The organism is Pseudomonas sp. BCRC 81390, assembly GCF_030341915.1.
Lineage (GTDB): Bacteria > Pseudomonadota > Gammaproteobacteria > Pseudomonadales > Pseudomonadaceae > Aquipseudomonas.
In genome coordinates, this window is the sequence record NZ_JATAAG010000066.1 from 276,448 (window position 1) to 292,418 (window position 15,971).

Below are 15,971 nucleotides of genomic sequence, written 5' to 3' on the forward strand. Positions count from 1 at the left end.
GGAGCCAGTGTCTATTGCGGTGCTACAAAAGCATTCGCGGGTAAACCCGCTCCCACAGGTACAACGCCAGCCTCAAGGTCGGCGCCGTGCCTGCGGGAGCGGGTTTACCCGCGAATGCGTTGTTGCACCGGGTCAAGGATTAATGGTCATCACCTTCCTCATCATCGCCACCCGCCACGTTCATCCCCAGCTCCTTGATCTTGCGTGTCAGGGTATTGCGCCCCCAACCCAGCAGCAGCGCCGCATCGCGGCGACGCCCGGCGGTATGCTTGAGCGCCGTCTCGATCATGATCCGCTCGAAGCTCGGCACTGCGCTGTCAAGCAGGTTGGACTGGCCACGGGTAAGCGCCTGGTCGGCCCACTGACGCAGGGCCTGCTCCCAGTTGGTGACCGGTGCAGCGTCCTGCGGCAGGTTCAGCAGCTCGGGCGGCAGGTCGCCGATCAGTACTTCGCGGCTGGAGGCCATCACTGTGATCCAGCGGCAAGTGTTTTCCATCTGGCGCACGTTGCCCGGCCACGGCAGATTGCGGATGAACTCTTCGGTTTCCGGCTTGAGGATCTTCGGCTCGACCGCCAGTTCCTGGGCGGCTCGGGCAAGGAAGTGACGGGCCAGGGCGGGAATGTCCTCGCGCCGGTCGGCCAGCCGCGGGATGTGGATGCGGATCACGTTCAGGCGGTGGAACAAGTCCTCACGGAACTTGCCGGCCTGCACCAGCGACTCCAGGTTCTGGTGGGTGGCGGCGATGATGCGCACGTCGACCTTGACCGGCACGTGGCCACCCACGCGGTAGAACTCGCCATCGGCCAGGACCCGCAGCAGGCGGGTCTGGGTGTCGGCGGGCATGTCGCCGATCTCGTCGAGGAACAGGGTGCCGCCATCGGCCTGCTCGAAGCGGCCGCGGCGCAGGTTGGCCGCGCCGGTGAATGCCCCTTTCTCATGGCCGAACAGTTCCGACTCCATCAGATCCTTGGGGATGGCGGCCATGTTCAGGGCGATGAACGGCGAAGCCGCCCGCGGACTGTGGCGGTGCAGGGCATGCGCAACCAGTTCCTTGCCGGTACCGGATTCGCCGTTGATCAGCACGGTGATATTGGAGTGGCTGAGGCGGCCAATGGCACGGAACACCTCCTGCATCGCCGGTGCTTCACCGATGATCTCGGGGGTGCGTGCCAGGCTTTGCGGCACGTCCAACCCTTGTTGCTCCTGGGCGTGCTGATTGGCGCGTTTCACCAGCGAGACCGCCTCGTCCACGTCGAATGGCTTGGGCAGGTATTCGAAGGCGCCGCCCTGGTATGACGCCACGGCGCTGTCCAGGTCGGAATGGGCGGTCATGATGATGACGGGCAGGCGCGGATGCTGTTCGCGGATCTGCGCCAGCAGGTCGAGGCCGCTGGTACCGGGCATGCGGATATCGGAAATGATCACGTCCGGTTGCTGGCGTGCCAGGCGGCCCATCACGCCGTCAGCGCTGTCGAAGCTCTGGGTGGTCATGCCTTCCTGTTGCAGGGCTTTTTCCAGGACCCAGCGGATGGAGCGATCATCGTCGACGATCCATACGGTTTCACTTCGGCTCATGAGGCGGTGGCTCCTTGTTCCAGAGGCAGGTAGATCGAGAAGGCGGTGTGGCCTGCATGGCTTTCACACTCGATCAGGCCCTGGTGCTGGCTGATGATGTTCTGGGTGATGGCCAGGCCCAGCCCGGTGCCATCCGGGCGGCCGCTGACCATGGGGTAGAAGAGGGTGTCTTGCAGTTCCGGGGGGATGCCGGGACCGTTGTCGATGATCTCCACACGCGCCACCAGGCGATGGCGCACGTGGCCGATGGTGAACTGGCGCAGGGCTCGGCTGCGCAGGGTGATACGGCCCAGGCGCAGCTCGTTCTGCGAGCTGATGGCTTGCATGGCATTGCGCACGATGTTGAGCACGGCCTGGATCATCTGCTCGCGGTCGATCAATACGTCCGGCAGGCTGGGGTCGTAGTCGCGCACCAAGGCGATGCAGCCCTGGCTTTCCGCTTCCACCAGGCTGCAGACCCGCTCCAGCACTTCGTGGATGTTGGTCATGGCCAGCGACGGCAGCTTGTTCGAACCGAGCATGCGGTCGACCAGGTTACGCAGGCGGTCGGCTTCCTCGATGATCACGTTGGTGTAATCGCGCAGGCCTTCCTCGGGCAACTCGCGCGCCAGCAGCTGGGCTGCGCCGCGAATGCCGCCGAGGGGGTTCTTGATCTCGTGGGCGAGGCCGCGCACCAGCATCTTGGTGGTTTCCTGCTTGCTCAGCTGGGCTTCTTCCTTGGTGATGCGCAGCAGCCGGTCACGCGGGTGCACTTCCAGCAGCAGCAAGGTCTGGCCCTGGTGCAGGATGGGCGTTACTGCGTAGTCGACGGTGATGGTCTGCCCGGTCAGCGAAGTGAGCTGCGCTTCGCGCTTGGTGAACGGGTGCGCTTGTTCGACTGCCTGGCGCAGCGAGCTGAGCGCCTCGCTCGATTCGGTGAACAGCTCGCTGATGAACTGCCCATGGCTGCGCTGCCCACTGACCGCCAGCAGCATTTCCGCAGCCGGGTTCATGTATTCCAGGCACAGCTCGGCGTTGAGCAGGAGCGTGGCGGTGGTCAGGTTGTCCAGAAGCAGACGGTGCTGTGCATCGCTGATGGTCATAAGGCGTCGTTGACCTCTTTTGGCGCTTGTCTGGCAGTGGGGCGGGCATGATTGGCCGCGCAGTGAATCCGCTGGTTCCAGTCTTCCTGCAGAAAATGCAAGAAACAAACCAAGGCTCCGAAAAGAAGCGGATTTAGCCGAGAAAGGCCAGGAATGGCGCAATTCTGCACCAGAATGTTCTGGTGTAACGTTTCTTGTGTTCTTTTTTGGGGTGCATTCAGGGGCGCTGGTCCGCTAAATGCACCAATTTAGAGCATAGAGGTTTCAGCGCTAATCGCACAGCTGGCCAGTGGCACGAACCATGGCCTGCTTCATCAATGGCGACAAGCCACGCTCGTTGATCGAGGACGCCAGCCGTTGGTTGCAAGCGGAACCGGTATCACTGGGCAGGCTGGCCAGATGCTGCAGTAGCCTGGCTTGCAGGGCATCCAGTTCGGGGCGTAGATCCTGCTGGAGGTCCCGGCGAGGTGTGTCAGGTGTACGGCCTTGACTGTGCCAGCGGTTAAGAAAGCTGTATTGCATCATTTTGTGTGCTTCGATCTGGTCGGTGAAGAAAGCTGCTGCCCGGTCGGCTGGCAATTGGTAGCGCCACGCGGTGTTGCGTACATCGTTCAGGATCTGCAGCTCGCGCTTGTTGTCTTGCACGGGTTGAGCCTTATCCCATTTGTGCAGTGCCACGGATTCGGCGCTTGCCAGGCGATGCTCGATATCATCGAGCAGTAGGTCCAGCGGCCCGTCAGCCGGCGGCCGTTGCCCTGGGCACTGGTCTTGCGGCGTGGAAAAGGCCAGCTCCTCGTTCGCGGCGTGAAAGACCATCACCGTGGCAGCCTGTCGTGTCGTTCTGCCGCGGTGCACCTCGCCTACCAGCTCAGCCAGGGTGTTGCCTGCCGTCAATGTCGTTCGCTTGCCGCTGCGGGTTTCCACTTCCAGCTCGCCTTCTTTCAGGTAACCGAGGTTGAGCGCTTGGTGGCAGTGCCAGTCGAGGGTGGTATTCGGTGGAATGCTGACTTCCACCAGTGACAGCACGGGCTGTCCATCCGGGTAGTGGGTGTAGGGCTTGCCGTCCCAGCTGCCGGTAGCACGATGAAGCACTTGCGTCTGTAGCGCTCCGGGTTGGTTGCTGCAGCCGACGAGGAAGGCGGATAGGGTCAGTACTGCGGGTATGAACTTGCGCATGGTATGGCGTCCGTTGACGAGTGGACGTCTACCTTGAGAGTCGTTACTGCGGGGAACTGTCAGTGGCATCCCTTTGCTTTGTAGGAAAAAGGGCGATTAAAGCGAAGGAACGAAAACGGCCTCCCGAAGGAGGCCGTCATGATCAGACTTTGTCGGATCAGCAGCTGTAGTACAGCTCGTATTCCAGCGGGTGGACGAAGGTGCGGACCTTGATCTCTTCTTCGCTCTTCAGCTCGATGAAGGCATCGATGAAGTCGTCGGAGAACACGCCGCCCTTGGTCAGGAACGCACGGCCTTTGTCCAGCTCTTCCAGGGCTTCCTTCAGGCTGCCGCAAACCTGCGGGATGTCCTTGGCCTCTTCAGGCGGCAGGTCGTACAGGTTCTTGTCGGCCGCATCGCCTGGGTGGATCTTGTTCTGGATACCGTCCAGGCCGGCCATCAGCAGGGCTGCGAAGGCCAGGTACGGGTTGGCCGATGGGTCCGGGAAGCGTGCTTCGATACGGCGGGCTTTCGGGCTGCCGACGTAAGGAATACGGATCGAGGCGGAACGGTTGCGAGCGGAGTAGGCCAGCATTACCGGGGCTTCGAAGCCTGGGACCAGGCGCTTGTAGGAGTTGGTCGACGGGTTGGTGAAGCCGTTCAAGGCCTTGCCGTGCTTGATGATACCGCCGATGAAGTACAGGGCGGTGTCGGACAGGCCGGCATAGCCTTCACCCGCGAAGGTGTTCTTGCCGTCTTTCCAGATCGACATGTGCACGTGCATGCCCGAGCCGTTGTCGCCGTACAGTGGCTTCGGCATGAAGGTGGCGGTGCGGCCGTAAGCGTCGGCAACGTTGTGCACCACGTATTTCAGGGCCTGTACTTCGTCAGCCTTCTTCACCAGGGTGTTGAACTTGACGCCGATTTCGTTCTGGCCGGCAGTCGCCACTTCGTGGTGGTGGACTTCGACGGTCTGGCCCATTTCTTCCAGTGCGTTGCACATGGCAGTACGGATTTCGTGGTCATGGTCGAACGGCGGAACCGGGAAGTAGCCGCCTTTCACGCCCGGACGGTGGCCCTTGTTGCCACCTTCGATATCAGCGCCGGTCATCCACGAGCCTTGCTCGGAGAAGATCTTGAACATCGAGCCGGAAATGTCCGATTGGAACTTCACTTCGTCGAAGATGAAGAACTCTGGCTCCGGGCCGGCGAATACGGTGTCACCGATGCCGGTGCTCTTCAGGTACTCTTCGGCGCGCTTGGCGATGGCACGTGGGTCACGGTCATAGCCCTGCATGCTCGACGGGTCGACGATGTCGCAGGTCAGGATCAGGGTCGGCTCTTCGGTGAACGGGTCCAGCACGGCAGTTTCATCGACCGGCATCAGGATCATGTCGGAGGCTTCGATGCCTTTCCAGCCAGCGATGGAGGAACCGTCGAACATCTTGCCGACTTCGAAGAAGTCGTCGTCCAGCGCATCACGCGCCGGCATGGTCACGTGGTGCTGAGTGCCTTTGGTGTCCGTGAAACGCAGATCAATCCACTTGACGTCATGATCTTTGATGAGTTGAACCGACTTCGACATGTTGTCCTCCGGATGGTCTAGGGCGCGGTGGGCCGCTGCCCTGGAAAAAGGGTGTTGCCGGGCGCGGATAGTCGGCCAAGCGTACCTGCCTCACAAGGGAGCAAATTGCATGCCAGTGCCCGAAAATGGCGAGTGCGGGATAAAAAGGGGCGTTTGCGAGCATCTGGCATAGGGATGACGGGGAAAAGTGCACCCTTAAGATGCGAATTTTGGCAGCAATGCACCAATAGTGTGCGTTGATTTAGTGGTGTGCTTTCTTTCAGGGCCTCTTCGCGGTGAACCCGCTCCCACATGGGATAGCACAACCTTGGAAAGGGATGGGGGCCCTGTGGAAGCGGGTTCACCCGCGAAAGGGGCCGGAACAGGCAAGGCTAAACCCGCCTCCTGCATTTATCTGAAAGCTTCTGATCAAAAGTTGGTCAAATCCTGAGCAATTTCCGCTATAATTCGCGCCCCTCATTTTCGGCAGGCCCTGCGCGCGCTGTTAACCAATGAAACTTATCGTCAAAGTCTTCCCAGAAATCACCATCAAGAGCCGGCCGGTGCGCAAGCGCTTCATCCGCCAGCTCGGCAAGAACATCCGCAACGTGCTCAAGGACCTCGACCCTGAGCTCGCGGTGGAGGGTGTCTGGGACAATCTCGAAGTGGTCACCCGCGTCGAAGACGAGAAAGTCCAGCGCGAGATGATCGAGCGCCTCACCTGCACCCCGGGTATCACCCATTTCCTGCAGGTGGAGGAGTACCCACTGGGTGACTTCGACGACATCGTTGCCAAGTGCAAGCACCACTTCGGCCACTTGCTGGCCGGCAAGCACTTTGCCGTGCGCTGCAAGCGCGGCGGGCACCATGACTTCACTTCGATGGACGTCGACCGCTACGTCGGCAGCCAGCTGCGCCAGCAGTGCGGTGCGGCAGGCATCGAGCTGAAAAAACCGGAAGTGGTGGTGCGCATCGAAATCCGCGACCAGCGCCTGTACGTGATCCACAACCAGCACCAGGGCATCGGCGGCTACCCGCTGGGCGCCCTGGAGCAGACCCTGGTGCTGATGTCCGGTGGCTTCGACTCCACCGTGGCGGCCTACCAGATGATGCGCCGTGGCCTGATGACCCACTTCTGCTTCTTCAACCTAGGCGGCCGTGCGCACGAGCTGGGCGTGATGGAAGTGGCCCACTACCTGTGGAAGAAATACGGCAGCAGCCAGCGCGTGCTGTTCATCAGCGTGCCGTTCGAAGAGGTGGTCGGCGAGATCCTCAACAAGGTCGACAACAGCTACATGGGCGTAACGCTCAAGCGCATGATGCTGCGTGGTGCGGCCCATATGGCAGACCGCCTGGAGATCGACGCACTGGTCACCGGCGAGGCGATTTCCCAGGTGTCCAGCCAGACCCTGCCGAACCTGTCGATCATCGACTCGGCTACCGACAAGCTGGTGCTGCGCCCATTGCTGGCCAGCCACAAGCAGGACATCATCGACCAGGCCTATGCGATCGGCACCGCCGACTTCGCCAAGCACATGCCTGAATATTGCGGCGTAATTTCGGTCAACCCGACCACCCACGCCAAGCGCCACCGCATGGAGCATGAAGAGAAGCAGTTCGACATGGCCGTGCTGGAACGCGCCCTGGAGCGCGCCAGGCTGATTTCCATCGACCACGTGATCGATGAGCTGGGCAAGGACATCGAAATCGAGGAAGTGACCGAGGCGCTGCCTGGCCAGATCGTCATCGATATCCGTCACCCCGATGCCCAGGAAGACGAACCTCTGGTGCTGGACGGTATCGAAGTCCAGGCCATGCCGTTCTACGCGATCAACAGCAAGTTCAAGCACCTGGACGCCAACCGCCAGTACCTGCTGTATTGCGACAAAGGTGTGATGAGCCGTCTGCACGCACACCACCTGCTCAGTGAGGGACATGCCAATGTGCGTGTTTATCGTCCGGCATAAGACGCCAGGGCTGTATGGCGGCAGCATCCGCCATCGCCCTCCCGACCATCGGGCCCGCTGAGCCTCAAAGCGTACATATTCGCCGCCTACACTGGCGGCAACCGAATCCTCTGATCGAGATACAGTTGTGATCGAAAATCTGCGTAACATCGCCATCATCGCCCACGTTGACCATGGTAAAACCACCCTGGTCGACAAACTCCTGCGCCAGTCCGGCACCCTGGAGCGTAACGAGCTCAACGACGAGCGCGTGATGGACTCCAACGACCAGGAAAAAGAGCGCGGCATTACCATCCTGGCGAAAAACACCGCCATCCGCTGGAACGACTACCGCATCAACATCGTCGACACCCCCGGCCACGCCGACTTCGGTGGCGAGGTTGAGCGTGTAATGTCGATGGTCGACTCGGTGCTGCTGCTGGTCGACGCCCAGGATGGCCCGATGCCACAAACCCGCTTCGTAACCAAGAAGGCCTTCGAAGCCGGCCTGAAGCCGATCGTGGTCATCAACAAGGTCGACCGCCCGGGTGCGCGTCCTGACTGGGTTCTGGACCAGATCTTCGACCTGTTCGACAACCTCGGAGCCACCGACGACCAGCTGGACTTCCAGGTTGTCTACGCCTCGGCCCTGAACGGCATCGCCGGCCTGGACCACACCAACATGGCCGAAGACATGACCCCGCTGTACCAGGCCATCGTCGACCACGTACCGGCCCCGACCGTTGACGTCGACGGCCCGTTCCAGATGCAGATCTCGGCACTGGACTACAACAGCTTCCTCGGCGTGATCGGCGTTGGTCGTATCGCCCGCGGCCGCATCAAGCCGAACACCCCGGTCATCGCCATCGACACCGAAGGCAAGAAGCGCAACGGCCGTATCCTGAAGCTGATGGGCCACCACGGCCTGCACCGCGTCGACGTCGAAGAAGCCACTGCTGGCGACATCGTCTGCATCAGCGGTTTCGACGAGCTGTTCATTTCCGACACCCTGTGCGACATGAACCACGTCGAAGCCATGAAGCCGCTGACCGTTGACGAGCCGACCGTTTCGATGACCTTCCAGGTCAACGACTCGCCGTTCTGCGGCAAGGAAGGCAAGTTCGTCACCAGCCGTAACATCAAGGAACGTCTGGACAAGGAGCTGCTGTACAACGTTGCCCTGCGCGTTGAAGAAGGCGACTCGGCTGACAAGTTCAAGGTTTCCGGCCGTGGTGAGCTGCACCTGTCGGTACTGATCGAAACCATGCGTCGTGAAGGCTTCGAGATGGCTGTAGGCCGTCCTGAAGTGATCATCCGCGAGGTCAACGGCGTCAAGCAGGAACCGTACGAGAACGTCACCATCGACATCCCTGAAGAATCGCAGGGCAAGGTCATGGAAGAAATGGGCCTGCGTAAAGGTGACCTGACCAACATGGCGCCGGATGGCAAGGGCCGTGTACGTCTGGAGTACAACGTACCTGCTCGTGGCCTGATCGGTTTCCGTAACCAGTTCCTGACCCTGACCAACGGTGCCGGCATCCTGACCTCGATCTTCGATCGCTACGACACCATGAAGCCAGGCCATATGTCCGGCCGCCTGAACGGTGTACTGGTCTCGATCGAGACCGGCAAGGCGCTGACCTACTCGCTGGAAACCCTGCAGGCGCGCGGCAAGCTGTTCATCGAGCACGGCCAGGACATCTACAACGGTCAGATCATCGGCCTGAACAGCCGTGACAACGACCTGGGCGTGAACCCGACCAAAGGCAAGAAGCTCGACAACATGCGTGCTTCGGGCAAGGATGAAGTCATCGCCCTGGTGCCGCCGGTTCGCCACACCCTGGAGCAGGCCCTGGAATTCATCCAGGACGACGAGCTGTGCGAAGTCACGCCGAAGTCGATCCGCCTGCGCAAGAAGATCCTGGACGAAGGCGAGCGTACCCGCGCTGCCAAGAAAGCCAAGGCTTGATCGTCTAGCTTGAGCTGAAAGAAAACGCCCCCGGTCGCAAGGCCGGGGGCGTTTTTGTTTATGTAGCGGAAGGTCTTGTAATCCTTCTCTTAAGCCGATGTAAGTCGTATCTCTTGAGGCGGTCGGCGCCTTGCGAGCCGCTCCAGAGCACCATAACGTGACTTGCTTTCTTGCCCAGGAAGCATGCTCATGAAGTGCCGATTTGCACTGGCCGTCCCTTGCCTGCTGGCCAGTTTCCATGCCAGTGCCCTGCAAGACTGCAGCGGCCTGCATCCGCAGAAAGTCGTCCATTGCCATATCGGCAATGTGCGGCAGACGCCATTGGAGTACACGCTGCTCGAAGAGGCTATCGGGCCTGGCTACACCTTCCGGCGTTTGCAGATGGTCTCCCAGTCATGGACACCCGCTCCGGTGGTAGCACCCCGCCGGTGGGAGCATGATGTCGAATTGCACAGGCCATTGGATGCCGTGCCTGGCAAGGCTTTGCTGGTGGTGAACAACGGCGTGCGCCACGGGCCGGCGCAAGCACCGGACTATACGCGCGAAGTGCTCCGCGAGCTGGCCCTTGAGACGCGTACCGCGGTGGTCATGATCAGCGACGTGCCCAACCAGTATGTGACCTTCGATGACGCCGAACAGCCGATGCGTGAGGACGATGCCGTGGCCCATACCTGGGCGCATTCGCTGCGAGGCGCTGCGCCGGAGCTGCCATTGCATGTGCCGATGGCCGCTGCGGCAAGCCGGGCGATGGATCTGGCCGAGCTGGAGTTGCGAAAGCAAGGGCTGACGGTCGAGCACTTCATCATCACGGGTGCCTCCAAGCGCGGTTGGAGTGCATGGCTGACCGCATTGGCTGATGAGCGGGTAATGGCCATCGTACCCAGTGTCATCGGCATCGCTGACACCTCGGAGATGCTCAGGGGCCTGCGCATGCGCTATGGCGGCCACTGGCCGCTGGCGCTGTGGCCATACCAGCAGGCCGGCGTGCTGCAGCAACTGGGTAGCCCCGCTTTCGACCGGCTGATGTCAATGATGGACCCCATGCAGTACCTGAACGAGCCAGGGCAGCGCCTGGCCATGCCCAAATACCTGATTTCTGCCAGCGGCGATGATTTTTTCGCCCCGGATCCTGTAACCGATTATCAGCAGCGCCTGCCCGGCCAGACCAGCCTCAGGGTATTGCCGAACTCAGACCATGGCGGAGTGCGCCAGGCGGTACTCAGCACCTTGGTGCCGGCAGTAACGCGCCTGCGCGATGGCGTGTCTCTGCCCAGTGTGCAGATGTCGGCAAACATGCAATCTGGAAATTTCGACGTCGACCTCTCCGAACCGCCGGTAGCGCTGAAGGTATGGACGGCAAGCAACCGTCGCGACCGCGACTTCCGCCATGCCTGTGGGGTGCGCTATCAGTCCGAGACGCTGGTTCCTGCGCAACACTTCACTTTGCAGCGCCTGCCACCGGCCGAGGGCTGGCAGGCACATTTTGTCGAGGCGAGGTTCGCAGACGGCTTCATTGCAACCAGCGCGGTGAATGTGTTGCCACGGACCTCTCCCGTCCATCCGCCAGCACAACAGGGAGGCGCGTGCAGAAGCTTCCCTGCTGACGCAAGGTGAAGAGCTGGCCTGCCTGCGTACAGCTACGCAGGCACGCGCCTAGCGCGTGGCCACCTTGGGTTTGTAGGCACAGTACCCCGGGCGCGGGCCAATCTTGGGATGGTTACGGCAAGTATCCGGACGCTTGTCGTAAATGGTGCACAGGCGGCTCTTGCGGTCCAGGTACAGGCAGTCGTCGTTGCTCATGCGGGTCAGGGTGAAGATTCCCGATTTCTGGTTGAAGCGTTCGATGATGCCTTCTTTCTGCAGGCGCTTGGCGATGTTCTTCGGCGGTTCGTCTTTTTCGAATTCGTCGACCACGCCGATACGGATCAGATCCTTGATCTTCACCTCCACTGGCAGGGTGCAGCAGGTCGAATGGCAGCCATGGCACATGTTGCTGGTGTAGCGCTGCCAGGTCTCCAGGCGGTCGACTTCGGCCGCGGCGATCAGGGTCGTTTTCATCGTTATGAGGGTGTATCACGGTCTTGGGGCGCGCGATCATACCGGAATTGTTCAATTTATGAACAACCTTTTGCCGGAATCGCAGAGTGGGCATGAAAACTGCGAACGGTAACTGTCACTCCCTGTCGAAGGGTCTAGGCTCAGAAGTCTCCCTCCGTTTTCGTCAACTTGCCCGAGGATGCCGCATGTCCCAGGAACCCAAAGCTCGTGACGCCGAGGTGGCCGAATTTCGCGCCGCTGTACTGGACAAGCTGACCTACGCGGTCGGCAAGGACCCGGAACATGCCTTCGACCACGACTGGTTCGAAGCCATCGCCCTGGCCGCGCGCGATCACATGGTCGATCACTGGATGGACCACACCCGGCAGGCTTATCGCCGTAGCCAGAAGCGGGTCTATTACCTTTCCCTCGAATTTCTCATCGGCCGCCTGTTGTATGACAGCCTCAGCAACCTGGGCCTGCTCGACATTGCCCGCGATGCGCTGGAAGGCCTGGATGTGGACCTGGAGCGGATCCGCCTGCTCGAGCCCGATGCAGCGTTGGGCAACGGCGGCCTGGGCCGCCTTGCGGCGTGCTTCATGGAGAGCATGTCGACCCTCGGTATTGCTGCCCACGGCTACGGTATCCGCTATGAGCATGGGCTGTTCCGCCAGGCCATGGTCGATGGCTGGCAGCAGGAACAGACCGAGAACTGGCTGGATTTCGGCAACCCTTGGGAATTCGAGCGCGCCGAGGTGATCTACCCGATCAGCTTTGGCGGCAGCGTCGAAACGGTGCATGACACCCACGGCAAGCAGCGCCAGGTGTGGTGGCCGGGCGAGACCGTGCGGGCGGTGGCCTATGACACGCCAGTGGTCGGTTGGCGCGGATCCAGCGTCAACACCCTGCGCCTGTGGCGTGCGCGGGCGCTGGAAGAGCTGCACCTGGAGCGCTTCAATGCCGGTGACCACCTTGGCGCGGTAGCCGAGGTGGCTAGGGCCGAAAGCATCTCGCGGGTACTTTACCCGGCCGACAGCACCGAGGCCGGCCAGGAGCTGCGGCTGCGCCAGGAGTACTTTTTCGTCTCGGCGTCGCTGCAGGACCTGCTGCGGCGTCACCTGAACATGCATGACAACCTGCTCAACCTGCCCGACGCGGCGGCCATCCAGCTCAACGACACCCACCCGTCGATCGCCGTGGCCGAGCTGATGCGCCTGCTGGTCGACCAGCATGAAATTCCCTGGGATACCGCCTGGGAGCTGACGGTGGGTACCCTGGCCTACACCAACCACACGTTGTTGCCCGAAGCCTTGGAAACCTGGCCGGTGGCGCTGATGGAGCGGATGCTGCCACGGCACATGCAGATCATCTACCTGATCAACGCTTACCATATCGATGCGCTACGGGCCAAAGGCCTGCATGACTTCGATGTGTTGCGGGCGGTGTCGCTGATCGAGGAAGACAATGGCCGTCGGGTGCGCATGGGCAACCTGGCATTTCTCGGCTCGCACAGCGTCAACGGGGTTTCGGCGCTGCACAGCAAACTGATGAAAAGCACGGTGTTCGCCGAGCTGCACAAACTCTACCCGCAACGGATCAACAACAAGACCAACGGCATCACCTTCCGCCGCTGGCTGTACCAGTCCAACCCGCAGCTCACGGCCATGCTGGTCGAGGCGCTGGGCCCTGAGCTGCTGGATGACCCTGAAGGGCGCCTGGCCGGCCTGGTGCCGTTCGCCGAAAAAGGCGCTTTCCGCAAGCAGTTCGCTGCCCAGCGCCTGCACAGCAAGCGTGCCCTGGCCAGCATCATCCAGGACCGCCTGGGCGTCACGGTGAATCCCGAGGCGCTGTTCGACGTGCAGGTCAAGCGCATCCACGAGTACAAGCGCCAGTTGCTCAACCTGCTGCACACCGTGGCGCTGTACCAGGCCATGCGCAACGACCCGGGTACCGACTGGGTGCCGCGGGTCAAGATCTTCGCCGGCAAGGCCGCAGCCAGCTATCACCAGGCCAAGCTGATCATCAAACTGGCCAACGACATTGCCCGGGTGGTGAACAACGACCCGACGGTACGTGGCCTGCTGAAGGTGGTGTTCCTGCCCAACTACAACGTCAGCCTGGCCGAATGCATCATTCCGGCGGCGGACCTTTCCGAGCAGATTTCAACCGCCGGCTACGAAGCGTCCGGTACCAGCAACATGAAGTTCGGCCTGAACGGCGCGCTCACCATCGGCACCCTGGATGGCGCCAATGTGGAAATGAGCGAGCAGGTCGGGGCCGACAACATGTTCATCTTCGGCCTCACTGCGCAGCAGGTGGAAGCGCGGCGGCGCGCCGGGGACTTCGGCGCCACTGCGGCGATTGCCGCGTCCAGCCGCCTGAACGATGTGCTGCAAGCCATTCGCAGCGGGGTGTTCTCGCCGGATGACCCATCGCGCTACACCGCGCTGATCGATGGGCTGGTGGCCTATGACCGCTTCCTGGTGTGTGCCGATTTCGACGCCTACTGGGATGCCCAGCGACGGGTCGAGGAGCTGTGGCACAAACCGCAGGAGTGGTGGCGCATGGCGGTGTTGAACACCGCGCGGATGGGCTGGTTCTCGTCGGACCGGACCATTCGCGAATATGCCAGCGAGATCTGGAAGGCTCTGGATTGATTCGAGCCTGGACTGGCCTGTTCGCGGGCATTGCCCGTGAACAGGCCCATGACCAGACCGTCGGCCTGGCGCACGCTGAACTACCGACCTATTGTGCCGTCTGAGAGCCGTGGCGAGTCTCATCACTCGCTAGCCTGCAACTCTCCCTGTAAACTGCGTGGGTTTTTATCCCGCCAATCCTTTCGGAGCCATACATGTCCCGCGTTACCCTGAGTCGCTATCTGATTGAGCAGACCCGCAGCAACAATACCCCTGCCGATCTGCGCTTCCTGATCGAGGTGGTGGCGCGTGCGTGCAAGGAAATCAGCCATCACGTGTCCAAAGGCGCCCTCGGTGGCGTACTGGGCAGCATGGGCACTGAAAACGTGCAGGGCGAAGTCCAGAAGAAGCTGGACGTGATTTCCAACGATATCCTGCTGGAGGCCAACGAGTGGGGTGGGCACCTGGCCGGCATGGCCTCCGAAGAAATGGACAATGCCTACCAGATCCCGGGCAAGTACCCGAAAGGTGCCTACCTGCTGGTCTTCGATCCGCTGGACGGCTCGTCCAACATCGACGTCAACGTGTCGGTCGGCACCATCTTCTCGGTACTGCGTTGCCCTAACGAGTACCTGAGCCAGAACGAGACCCTGAACGAAAAAGCCTTCCTGCAGCCAGGCACCCAGCAGGTCGCCGCCGGTTATGCCATCTACGGCCCGCAGACCATGCTGATCCTGACCCTGGGCAACGGCGTCAAGGGCTTCACCCTGGACCGCGAGCTGGGCAGCTTCGTCCTGACCCACGAGAACATCCGCGTGCCGGAAAGCACCGCCGAGTTCGCCATCAACATGTCCAACCAGCGCCACTGGGAAGCACCGATCCAGCGCTACGTGGGCGAACTGCTGGCAGGCGAGACCGGCCCGCTGAAAAAGAACTACAACATGCGCTGGATCGCCTCGATGGTGGCCGACGTGCACCGCATTCTCACCCGTGGCGGCCTGTTCATGTACCCACGTGACGCCCGCGAGCCGAGCAAGCCGGGCAAACTGCGCCTGATGTACGAAGCCAACCCGATGTCGTTCATCATCGAGCAGGCTGGCGGCGCTTCCACCAACGGTTACGATCGCATCCTCGACATCCAGCCAGAGAGCCTGCACCAGCGCGTGTCGGTGATTCTCGGCTCGAAGGAAGAGGTCGAGCGCGTCACCGCCTACCACAAGGAGTAAGTCATGCTCGCACCTTGGCAGCCGTTGCTGGAGTGGTGGTTCGGTTGGGGCACCAGTCCCCAGGCCGTGGCTGACGAGAAGAGCACGCTGTGGTTCGGCAAGCATCACGATGCCGAGGCCCATGCGCTGTTTGGCGAACTGGTCGAGCACGCCCTGGCCGGCGGGCTCGACGAGTGGCAACAGAGCCCGCAAGGCTGGCTGGGCCTGCTGATCCTGCTGGACCAGCTGCCGCGCATGATCTATCGCGACACGCCACGCGCCTTCGAGGGTGACCGGCGCGCTCAGGTAGTGGCCATGCAGGGCCTGCAGAAGGGCTGGGACTACCAGTTGCTGCCTATCCAGCGGGTGTTCGTGCTGCTGGTGCTTGAGCATGCCGAAGTGCTGGACTGGCAGAACCTGTGTGTCGAGCGCTACCAGATGCTGCTGCACGAGCAGCCAGAGGCCAACCGCCGGCTGTTCGAAGGCTTTCTCGACTATGCCGAACAGCATCGGCGGGTGATCGAGCGGTTCGGGCGCTTCCCGCACCGCAACCTGGTATTGGAACGGCCCAGTACCAGCGAAGAGATGGACTTTCTGCTGGAGCCCGGGTCGAGGTTCTGAGGCCACGGGGCGCACTGCGCAAGCCGTCATGACGCAAGGCCGCTTCTGCACAGAAGCGGCCTTTTTATTGCCCGTGCGACTAATGCTTTGTGATTAATCGCACATTAGTGGCCATCCGACCAATGGTGTAGGGGGAAAAGGGGGAGGGCAGGGAACCTGGGAGGGATTTTTCCGTCGAAG

Annotated in this window: 11 protein-coding genes; 6 read left to right on the forward strand and 5 right to left on the reverse strand. The window is 61.5% G+C overall.

Going from position 1 to position 15,971, the window contains the following annotated elements; genetic code table 11:
• Nucleotides 1–139: 139 nt before the first annotated feature.
• The 4 genes from ntrC to glnA form a co-directional block, all read right to left on the reverse strand.
• On the reverse strand, nt 140–1,576 hold the full coding sequence (gene ntrC, locus QSV36_RS17915) for a nitrogen regulation protein NR(I) (protein WP_225779569.1): 1,437 nt from the start codon (nt 1,574–1,576) through the stop codon (nt 140–142).
• Nucleotides 1,573–2,658, reverse strand: coding sequence for a nitrogen regulation protein NR(II) (glnL, locus tag QSV36_RS17920; RefSeq protein WP_225779568.1), 1,086 nt, complete (start codon nt 2,656–2,658; stop codon nt 1,573–1,575). The genes ntrC and glnL overlap by 4 nt, the downstream gene beginning before the upstream one ends.
• A gap of 270 nt (nt 2,659–2,928) precedes the next feature.
• Entirely contained in the window at nt 2,929–3,834 is a 906-nt protein-coding gene (aroQ, locus tag QSV36_RS17925) for a gamma subclass chorismate mutase AroQ (RefSeq protein ID WP_289133584.1), read from the reverse strand.
• A gap of 157 nt (nt 3,835–3,991) precedes the next feature.
• The gene (gene glnA / locus QSV36_RS17930; protein WP_170033280.1) at nt 3,992–5,398 is read right to left on the reverse strand and encodes a type I glutamate--ammonia ligase; all 1,407 of its coding nucleotides are present in this window, start codon (nt 5,396–5,398) and stop codon (nt 3,992–3,994) included.
• 491 nt (nt 5,399–5,889) lie between these two features.
• On the opposite strand from glnA, the gene thiI reads away from it, so the two are divergent.
• From thiI to QSV36_RS17945, 3 genes are all read left to right on the forward strand, one after another.
• A complete protein-coding gene (thiI, locus tag QSV36_RS17935; RefSeq protein WP_289133585.1) occupies nt 5,890–7,344 on the forward strand; it encodes a tRNA uracil 4-sulfurtransferase ThiI in 1,455 nt (484 codons plus the stop codon).
• A 127-nt stretch (nt 7,345–7,471) separates the two neighbouring features.
• Nucleotides 7,472–9,292 (forward strand): translational GTPase TypA, encoded by a 1,821-nt coding sequence (typA, locus tag QSV36_RS17940; RefSeq protein WP_225779565.1) that lies wholly within the window; start codon nt 7,472–7,474, stop codon nt 9,290–9,292.
• Nucleotides 9,293–9,481: 189 nt separating this feature from the next.
• Nucleotides 9,482–10,906: a PhoPQ-activated protein PqaA family protein gene (locus tag QSV36_RS17945; RefSeq protein WP_289133586.1), complete on the forward strand. Its 1,425-nt coding sequence runs from the start codon at nt 9,482–9,484 to the stop codon at nt 10,904–10,906.
• A gap of 39 nt (nt 10,907–10,945) precedes the next feature.
• On the opposite strand, the gene QSV36_RS17950 is transcribed toward QSV36_RS17945, so the two are convergent.
• On the reverse strand, nt 10,946–11,350 hold the full coding sequence (locus QSV36_RS17950) for a YkgJ family cysteine cluster protein (RefSeq protein ID WP_289133587.1): 405 nt from the start codon (nt 11,348–11,350) through the stop codon (nt 10,946–10,948).
• Nucleotides 11,351–11,535: 185 nt separating this feature from the next.
• Between QSV36_RS17950 and QSV36_RS17955 the strand changes: the two genes are divergently transcribed.
• The 3 genes from QSV36_RS17955 (at nt 11,536) to QSV36_RS17965 (ending at nt 15,791) form a co-directional block, all read left to right on the forward strand.
• Complete coding sequence (locus tag QSV36_RS17955) at nt 11,536–13,986, forward strand: glycogen/starch/alpha-glucan phosphorylase (protein WP_289133588.1); 2,451 nt, start codon at nt 11,536–11,538, stop codon at nt 13,984–13,986.
• A gap of 194 nt (nt 13,987–14,180) precedes the next feature.
• Nucleotides 14,181–15,191: a class 1 fructose-bisphosphatase gene (locus tag QSV36_RS17960; RefSeq protein WP_289133589.1), complete on the forward strand. Its 1,011-nt coding sequence runs from the start codon at nt 14,181–14,183 to the stop codon at nt 15,189–15,191.
• A 3-nt stretch (nt 15,192–15,194) separates the two neighbouring features.
• A complete protein-coding gene (locus QSV36_RS17965; protein ID WP_289133590.1) occupies nt 15,195–15,791 on the forward strand; it encodes a DUF924 family protein in 597 nt (198 codons plus the stop codon).
• Nucleotides 15,792–15,971: the final 180 nt, after the last annotated feature.

Coding starts and splice junctions, on each gene's coding strand:
- ntrC (WP_225779569.1), bottom strand. CDS start 1,576: ATGAGCCGAAGTGAAACCGTATGGATCGTCGACGATGATCGCTCCATC.
- glnL (WP_225779568.1), bottom strand. CDS start 2,658: ATGACCATCAGCGATGCACAGCACCGTCTGCTTCTGGACAACCTGACC.
- aroQ (WP_289133584.1), bottom strand. CDS start 3,834: ATGCGCAAGTTCATACCCGCAGTACTGACCCTATCCGCCTTCCTCGTC.
- glnA (WP_170033280.1), bottom strand. CDS start 5,398: ATGTCGAAGTCGGTTCAACTCATCAAAGATCATGACGTCAAGTGGATT.
- thiI (WP_289133585.1), top strand. CDS start 5,890: ATGAAACTTATCGTCAAAGTCTTCCCAGAAATCACCATCAAGAGCCGG.
- QSV36_RS17945 (WP_289133586.1), top strand. CDS start 9,482: ATGAAGTGCCGATTTGCACTGGCCGTCCCTTGCCTGCTGGCCAGTTTC.
- QSV36_RS17950 (WP_289133587.1), bottom strand. CDS start 11,350: ATGAAAACGACCCTGATCGCCGCGGCCGAAGTCGACCGCCTGGAGACC.
- QSV36_RS17955 (WP_289133588.1), top strand. CDS start 11,536: ATGTCCCAGGAACCCAAAGCTCGTGACGCCGAGGTGGCCGAATTTCGC.
- QSV36_RS17960 (WP_289133589.1), top strand. CDS start 14,181: ATGTCCCGCGTTACCCTGAGTCGCTATCTGATTGAGCAGACCCGCAGC.
- QSV36_RS17965 (WP_289133590.1), top strand. CDS start 15,195: ATGCTCGCACCTTGGCAGCCGTTGCTGGAGTGGTGGTTCGGTTGGGGC.